Raw genomic sequence first — 6,682 nt, 5'->3', positions numbered from 1 at the left:
CGCTCGATGTATTGCTGGGTGATGGCCTTGAGCAGCTCGTTGAGGCGGCTGGCGCCCAGGCATTGGCCCTCGAAGGGCTCGAGCAGGGCGCGCTGCTCGGCCTCGGCGAACAGCTCGGCACCCTGCAGGCGGATCGAGGCGATGTCGAAGCACTGCTCGCCGGCCACCGGCGCGGCCGGCTCGATGGCGGCCTCGCGGCCGGGCAGTTGCTGCAGTTCTTCGAGGCGGCGGCGCTGCTCGTCGAGCAGGCGCTCCTGGCGGTCGCGGATCAGGTCCAGTTCGCCCGGCAGGGGCTCGGCGGCAAAAACGGGAAAGGCGGACAGAACAACGGCAAAGCCGGACACGTACAGCAGCGGGCGCATCGCAACCATCCCTGGGGAAATAGTGGCACTTCGATATTAGGGCGCGCATTCTCTTTACCACCCCCTGACTGGTCAAATATTGATCTGACCAAATGAGAGGTGATTCACAGAATTTACTGACACCCTATCAATAGCCCAAGGGCTCCGAGCCTTCCCTGCCCAGCCCACACCGCCGCCATTCAAGATTGCCTTGAGACGGCGCAATTCATTCGGGATCGGTCACAGGGTCACGGCCCCGCTATCGAATCCCACGGTTCATGTTGAGGGTTCGCTCCGGCCTTGGCGCTCGTGCCGCTTGGCGATACCCGCTGCGCCTCGGCGTCATCCTCCTCCAGGCGCCCTGATCGTTTGGCGATCAGGGCGCGGGCGGCAATCAGCTGGCGGTTTTCAAACCGTCTGCCGAGACTTCACGGACACCCTCGATGCTGCGGGCCTTCTGGATCGCCAGCTCACGCTCGGCATCGGTATTCACGGTCCCGGAGAGCGACACGATGCCGTCCTTGGTTTCGACCTCGATCTTCAGACCGCTGATGTCGTCGTCGGCCAGGAAGCTCGACTTCACCTTGCCGGTGATCCAGGTATCGGAAACCGCATCCCCTACCTCGTCCATGGTGTCATCGGCGGCCAGCAGCAACGGCTGAACAGCGTCCTGGGCAGGGGCGGCATGGGTATCCGCGTAAACGTTGGCCAAGGGCATGCTCAGGGCGGCGAAGGCAGCAATGGCCCACATGTTGAAGGGCTGTTTCATAGCGATTCACTCCTGTTCATTCAAAAAGGCTGCACACTCCTTTCGGGGACAGCGCTACTTGAATCGCAAGGGCCATGCCAAGCCGCAGGCTAAAATTACTCCTTTAAAAACAATAAGTTACCAAACAGTCGAGGCGGCAGTCCCCGTGCAAGTTGCATGCTGCCGGGTTCTGGCGCTTGCAACTTGCATGATGGCACTCAGGCGCTAGTCGACAGCCGGGCGATGGTTTGCTCCAGCGCGGTCACGTCGGCCATCTGCGGCCAGTTGGGATAGCGCGCGCGAATGAATGCGAGCAGCTTGCGCGCCGGTTCCACTTGGCCGAGGTCCTCGGCGAAGGCCCGCGCGGCCAGCAGATAGGCCCGCGGGACATGCGGGTAACCCGGGCAGCGCTGGTGCAGGTTGCGCAGCAGGCTCAAGGCTTCGCGGGGCTTGTGCCGCTGCAGCAATGCGCCGGCGATCTTCTCGCAGACCAGACCGTCCTCCGGCAGGTAGTCGGCCTTGAGCTGCCGGCCGTTGAGCAGCGCCGTGGCCCCCAGGGCGGGGTTGGCCACGGCCACCAGCGGCAGGTAGTGATCCAGGTGGCGCAGGCAGCGCTCGCGGTCGTTCAGCCCGAAGAGCAACTGGTGCATGCGCTCGTTCAGGCGCAGGTCGTTCGGCTCGCGATTCAGGGCGGCGTTGAGCACTTCCAGGGCCTGCCCGCTCTGGCCTTCCTTGAGGCGAATCTCCGCCTCGGCGAGGGCACGGCGACGCAGGAACTCGTCCGCCGGGAAGGCCGGCAGGCCCTCCTCGTCCGCCACCGCATAGCCGAGTGCGCCCTGATACTGGAACACCGCGTAACCCATCATGGCGCACATGACCACGCCGAAGTAGCCGAACAGGAATGCCCCTACCGGCACCAGCACCACCGACGGCAGACCGTGGGAAAGCAGGTAGAGCACCGCGTCCGGCGATTGCCGCAGCATGAACAGGAACAGGCAGAGGATCAGGTAGCGCCAGCCCATGGCGCGGATCACCTGGCCGACCTCCTCCGGGCTCAGGGCCGCGCCCAGGGTCTTGTCCAGCGCCAGGCGGATGATGCTCGCCGGCAGCACCAGCATCAGGGCGATGTTGACCAACCAGAACACCGCTTCGCTGTCGAAGTCGCTGGCCACCCACAGGGCGGCGAATGCCAGGAAAAACACCACCAGTTGCCTGAAGAACAGTGCGAAGCCTTCGGCGCGGAATGCGGACTGCAAGCTGGGCGCCTGGCTTTCCGCCAGGCTGCTGGCCTCGATCACGCTGTGCAGGTATTTGGTTGCCACGCTGAACAGGCCGATCCACAGCAACAACGAGCGCGGCATGAACAGGCTGGCCAGCGCCAGCAACGCGGCGAAGGCCAGCGGCCCGGTCTGCAGGCCATAGAGAAAGAACTGCCCGGTGCGCTGCCAGAACGGCTGCGCGCTGTTGGCGGCGCCGAGAAAGCTCAGCGAGCCGCGACACAGCGGGCACTGCGGCGCCTCTTCCGGCGCATCGGCATTGAGCGGCACGCAGCAGTCGCCGTAGTACCGTTGGCAGGGCAGGCAATGCCAGGTTGACGGCTGCGTGGGGTGATAGTGGCAGTAGGTGATATCCATGCTGCGTCCTTGAGCGATACGGCGAAAAAGGCCGGCATTGTCCGGGCAAGCGAAGCCAGGGTGCAAGCCGCGGGCGGCCAACGGCCATTTCCATGGAGCCAAAGCGGCCTGCTTGTCATCTGCCCTCTTTATTTTCCCCGGCGACTCGCCAATCATCGGCCGCTCCCGCCGCAAGGATTTTCCATGAGCCACCCCAGCGCCCCCCAGGCCGAGCCGGCCGCAACCGACCTGCAGCCGATCACCTTTGGCCAGGCGCTGCTGTTCTGGCTGAAGCTCGGCTTCATCAGTTTCGGCGGGCCGGCCGGGCAGATCTCGATCATGCATCAGGAGTTGGTGGAGCGACGGCGCTGGATTTCCGAACGGCGATTTCTCCATGCCTTGAATTACTGCATGCTGCTGCCCGGCCCGGAAGCCCAGCAACTGGCCACCTACATCGGCTGGCTGATGCACCGCAGCTGGGGCGGCATCGTCGCCGGCGCCCTGTTCGTGCTGCCCTCGCTGTTCATCCTGATCGCGCTGTCCTGGCTGTATATCGCCTTCGGCGAAGTGCCGCTGGTAGCCGGGCTGTTCTATGGCATCAAGCCGGCGGTGACCGCCATCGTGGTGCAGGCAGCCCATCGCATCGGCACGCGGGCATTGAAGAACCGCTGGCTATGGGCGATGGCCGCGGCGTCCTTCGTCGCCATCTTCGCCCTCGAGCTGCCCTTCCCCGCCATCGTGCTCGGCGCGGCGGCGCTCGGCTATCTCGGCGGGCGGCTGGCCCCGGAGGCGTTCAGCATCGGTGGCGGCCACGGCGCCAGCGCGGCCTCCTTCGGCCCGGCATTGATCGACGACGACTCCCCGCCGCCCGACCATGCGCGCTTTCGCTGGACGCGGCTGCTGCTGATCGGGGTGATCGGTGCCCTGCTCTGGTTGCTGCCGATGGCCCTGCTCAGCACACTGTTCGGCTGGCAGGGCACGCTAACGCAGATGGCCTGGTTCTTCACCAAGGCCGCCCTGCTCACCTTCGGTGGCGCCTACGCGGTGTTGCCCTACGTGTACCAGGGCGCGGTCGACCACTACGGCTGGCTGACGCCGACGCAGATGATCGATGGCCTGGCCCTGGGCGAAACCACACCGGGACCGCTGATCATGGTGGTGGCCTTCGTCGGCTTCGTCGGCGCCTACGTGCACCCGGTGTTCGGCCCCGACCAGGCCTTTCTGGCCGGCGCCCTGGCCGCCGGCCTGGTCACCTGGTTCACCTTCCTGCCGTCGTTCCTGTTCATCCTGATCGGCGGGCCACTGGTGGAGTCGACCCACAACACGCTGAAATTCACCGCGCCGCTGACCGCGATCACAGCGGCGGTGGTCGGGGTGATCCTCAACCTGGCGCTGTTCTTCGGTTTCCACGTGCTCTGGCCGCAAGGCTTCGCCGGCCCCTTCGACTGGCCCTCAGCGCTAATCGCCCTGGCCGCCGCCGCGGCACTGCTGCGCTACAAGCGTGGCGTGATCGAGGTGCTCGCGGGCTGTGCACTGCTCGGGCTGCTGGTTCACCTGCTTATCGGCTGAGGCGAAAGAACCCATGGAAATACGTGCCTTTCAAGCGGCGGATGAAGCGGCAGTCATCCAGCTCTGGCAACGCTGCGGCCTGACCCGTCCCTGGAACGACCCGCGCAAGGACATTGCGCGCAAGCTCACCGAGCAACCGGAGTTGTTTCTCGTCGGGGTAGTGCAAGGCGAGATCGTCGCCACGGCGATGGCCGGTTTCGATGGTCATCGTGGCTGGATCAACTACCTGGCGGTGGCGCCGGAGCGGCAGCGGCAGTCGCTCGGCCGCCAACTCATGGCGGAAGTGGAGCGCCAGTTGCGCGCGCGTGGCTGCCCGAAGCTCAACCTGCAGGTGCGCAGCTCCAATGCCGAAGCCCTGTCGTTCTACCGGAGCCTCGGCTATGTGCAGGACGAGGTGATCAGCCTGGGCCGGCGCCTGATCGAGGACTGACCGTGGCCCCGGCGAACGCCGGCTCGCCCCGCTCGATGCTCAGGTCCTTGGCCATCACCATGCGCAGCCACACCGGCATCAGCAGCACCCCCACGGCGATACACGCCCAACTGAGGGCGTCGCTGCCGCCCGGCGGCGGGAACAGCAGGCGGCCGACGCCGAGCAACATGCCGAACAGTGACAGCGCGGTGGCAATCGCCGCCCACAGGCGCAGGCCCAGCGCCCGGCGCGGAGCCAGCCGGCGGTCGCCGCAGCGCTGCGCGGTAGCGCCCCAGAAGCCGAACGGCCGCACCCGGCTGTAGAAGGCGTCGAGCGTCGCCGTGTCCGTGCGCGGCGTGACGAAGGTAATCAGAATCGCTGCCGTGGTGGTCGCCAAGGCCATGACGCCCAGGCGAATCCATTCGTCCTGCGGCTCGGTACCGAGGTAATACAGCAGCAGGGGCGCGGTGATCAGCGACACCACCATGGCCGCCAGCTCAGACCACAGGTTGATGCGCTCCCACAGCCAGCGCAGCACCAGCACCGACCCCATGCCGGCGCCGAACAGCAGGGAGATGAACCAGGCGGTCTGGATCGAACCGAGGTTGGCCATGATGGCCATGGCGATCAGCAGGATCAGCACGTTGGACAGCCGCGCCACCAGCACCAGCTCGCGCCCCTTGGGCGTGCGCTTGAGCAGGTGCCGGCAGACCACGCCGTCGTAGACATCGTTGCTCCAGTAGGACGCGCCCCAGTTGAGGTGGGTGTCGACGGTAGAGGCCAGCGCCGCCAGCAGGCCCACCAGCATCAGCCCGCGAATGCCCGGTGGCAGCAGGTCGTCGATGCCCTGGACGAACAGGATTTCGCGGCTGGCGGCAAAGCCGGCGCCGCTCGCCTGCTCCGGCGTGAACGGATAGAGCACCAGCAGGCCGATGGCGATGGCCAGCCAGAACAGGCTGCGGAAGAAAATCTGCAGCCAGGCGAAAACCACGCCAGCGGTGCGCGCATCGCGGTCGTTGCGACAGGCCATCGAACGCTGCGCCAGGTAGCCGGTGCCGTCTGAGTTCATCTGGAAGAACCACTGCAGGCCGATGATCACCAGAAACGGCATCAGCACCTCGCCGGCCGTATCGGGCGGACTGAAGGACAGCATGCGCCCGGCCTGCTCCGCACCGTACAAGTCGACGATGCGCTCGGTCAGCCCGCCCAGGCCACCGGCGGCATCGATCACGAACCAGGCATAGGCGATGGTCCCCAGCATGGCCAGGGCAAATTGCAGCACGTCGGTCTGGATCACCGCGCGCAGGCCACCAGTGATCGAATAGGTGGCGGTGAAGAGCAAGATCAGCAGAATCGAGATCAGGTTGTTCGCCGTCATCACCGCCGCATCCAACCCGGTGACGCTCTCGCCCAGTTGCAGGCCGGTGGCGGTGACGAAGCCGAGAACCGGCTGGTACAGCGCATCCGGTAGCCAGGTGTGCCAGGGCAGGAACACTTCGGCGATGCGGATCGCCGCCACCAGCACCATCGCCAGCACCACGCAATTGATCACCGTGCCGTAGTAGATCGCCTTGAGCAGGCGCAGCGGCACGACCCCGGGCCCGCTGTAGCGCACCTTGGTCAGCTCGGCATCGGTGAGCACGCCGGCACGGCGCCAGCCGGCGGCGAAGACGAACGCCATGAGCAGGAAGGCCAGCCCGTAGATCCACAGGCGCCAGAGGGCGAAGACCCCGGCGGTGGCGACCAGGCCGGTGACCAGCAGCGGTGTGTCGGCGGCGAACTGGGTGGCCGCCATCGAGGTGCCGGCCTGCCAACCCTTGATACTGCGACCGGCGAGGAAGTACTGCTGCAAGCTCTGCGAGGCCTTGTTGCGGGCCCGCAAGCCGGCGAAGAGGCCATAGGCCACGAAGGCGAGCACGATCAGTAAGTCCAACATCCGTAGGTTCCTTATGGGGTTGGAGATCCTGATTCTGTGAGCGCAGCGCGCCGGAATAGTGCGCGA

6 protein-coding genes are annotated in these 6,682 nt (G+C 66.0%); 2 read left to right on the top strand and 4 right to left on the bottom strand.

Going from position 1 to position 6,682, the window contains the following annotated elements; all coding sequences use genetic code 11:
- From ACWKV7_RS22110 to ACWKV7_RS22100, 3 genes are all read right to left on the bottom strand, one after another.
- Positions 1-362: POTRA domain-containing protein (locus ACWKV7_RS22110; protein WP_483859865.1), on the bottom strand; the 362-nt coding region annotated here is incomplete at its 3' end.
- A 373-nt stretch (positions 363-735) separates the two neighbouring features.
- Complete coding sequence (locus tag ACWKV7_RS22105; protein ID WP_483859864.1) at positions 736-1,110, bottom strand: BON domain-containing protein; 375 nt, start codon at positions 1,108-1,110, stop codon at positions 736-738.
- A 197-nt stretch (positions 1,111-1,307) separates the two neighbouring features.
- Complete coding sequence (locus ACWKV7_RS22100; RefSeq protein ID WP_483859863.1) at positions 1,308-2,723, bottom strand: tetratricopeptide repeat protein; 1,416 nt, start codon at positions 2,721-2,723, stop codon at positions 1,308-1,310.
- A gap of 183 nt (positions 2,724-2,906) precedes the next feature.
- On the opposite strand from ACWKV7_RS22100, the gene chrA reads away from it, so the two are divergent.
- Positions 2,907-4,271 (top strand): chromate efflux transporter, encoded by a 1,365-nt coding sequence (gene chrA, locus ACWKV7_RS22095; protein ID WP_483859862.1) that lies wholly within the window; start codon positions 2,907-2,909, stop codon positions 4,269-4,271.
- Between the two features lie 13 nt (positions 4,272-4,284).
- On the top strand, positions 4,285-4,701 hold the full coding sequence (locus ACWKV7_RS22090) for a GNAT family acetyltransferase (RefSeq protein WP_483859861.1): 417 nt from the start codon (positions 4,285-4,287) through the stop codon (positions 4,699-4,701).
- On the opposite strand, the gene ACWKV7_RS22085 is transcribed toward ACWKV7_RS22090, so the two are convergent.
- Positions 4,670-6,616: a sodium:solute symporter family protein gene (locus tag ACWKV7_RS22085; protein ID WP_483859860.1), complete on the bottom strand. Its 1,947-nt coding sequence runs from the start codon at positions 6,614-6,616 to the stop codon at positions 4,670-4,672. The two genes, ACWKV7_RS22090 and ACWKV7_RS22085, sit on opposite strands and share 32 nt — an antisense overlap.
- Positions 6,617-6,682 lie beyond the last annotated feature (66 nt).

It is taken from the genome of Zestomonas ipomoeae (genome assembly GCF_057128665.1).
Note: the sequence above shows the minus strand (reverse complement) of the source record. Positions and strands in the feature narration are given on the sequence as shown.